Here is a 1,115-nt window from a genome sequence, read left to right as displayed (position 1 = left end):
GTTTAAGTGTTTAAGTGTGTAGTTGGGAAGGGGAGAAGAGACGTACAAAAAAAGCCACTCGACTGAGTGGCTTAGTGCAAGGAAAGTAGGCAGTGCCTTGCGAACAATCGTAACTAATGATCTGATTAGTATATTTTATTCCAATCAGCAATCGTCACATCGCTATTGTCGTAATTGATAGCTTCTGCTGTAACCTTAGATATCTCATTTAATAATTGAATATCTTCTGCGTCCGTCACGGTTACTGGAGCAACAATGACCGAGTTATTTGATTTTACCTGTAGTGAGTAAGAGTTATTCGTTAGAACACCGTTGGTTTCCACTACCGATAGCCCGTTTAAGCTTAGGGGATGAGCTAGGGAATACTCAGCAATTAAATTCGCGGTTTGTAACTCTTCAGCACTGAACTTCACACCTTTAAAACCATCGTAATAGTAACGGCCATGAATCAGGGAATCTTCGAATTTGAATGCATCAACGAATAGAGATGTAGCCTTGTTAGGGGCCTTTGTCTCATAGTTTACTTGAACAAAGTATTCGGTTTCGGTTGAATCTTCACTTACGAAACCAGGAATTAATTTGCCTCCAGATTCGACAGCACTTGAAGCGACTGACACTGTACCGTAGCCAGACTCGGCGCGGCTCTCAACTTTAAACTTCTCGTTGTCACTATTACAGTCCTGACATGCCACGTTGATAAACTTTGAATACGCTTGCGTAGGATCTGAGGAGTTTTTATTAACTTGAGTACGTCTAAACAGACCTGTTCCAGGAGTGTCATCGCTTGATGTTTGATAGAAAGTAAAAGACTCAAATTGCTCTTCGGGCTCGTCACTGAAGTTATAACTGTTTTCAAGAATGAAGACGAGTTCACCGCCAGTGTTACCTACGTTTGAGCTGTAAGCAATGATCTCTTGGGGAATTGAGGATTCAAATTCTGATTTTGCGGTGCTCTGATTTAACTTGGGTGCCCAATCATTTGGATCTTGGCATTCGCCTTTGGATGCGAAATAGATAATAGAGACGGGGAGCGTAGTGATACCATTTTTTGTGCCGTATTGATCGACAACATAATCAATACCCGGCCAATTCTTCGCTTCTACGTTTTCTGCAAT

Annotated in this window: 1 protein-coding gene; it reads right to left on the bottom strand. The window is 41.6% G+C overall.

Annotated features, from left to right (window positions below):
• Positions 1-125: 125 nt before the first annotated feature.
• A partial coding sequence (locus AB4496_RS27085; RefSeq protein WP_372133021.1) for a hypothetical protein occupies positions 126-1,115 on the bottom strand: 990 nt, incomplete at its 5' end.

Origin of the sequence: Vibrio sp. 10N.222.46.A1 (assembly GCF_041473595.1) — a bacterium.
Taxonomy (GTDB): Bacteria; Pseudomonadota; Gammaproteobacteria; order Enterobacterales; family Vibrionaceae; genus Vibrio; species Vibrio tasmaniensis_A.
Note: the sequence above shows the minus strand (reverse complement) of the source record. Positions and strands in the feature narration are given on the sequence as shown.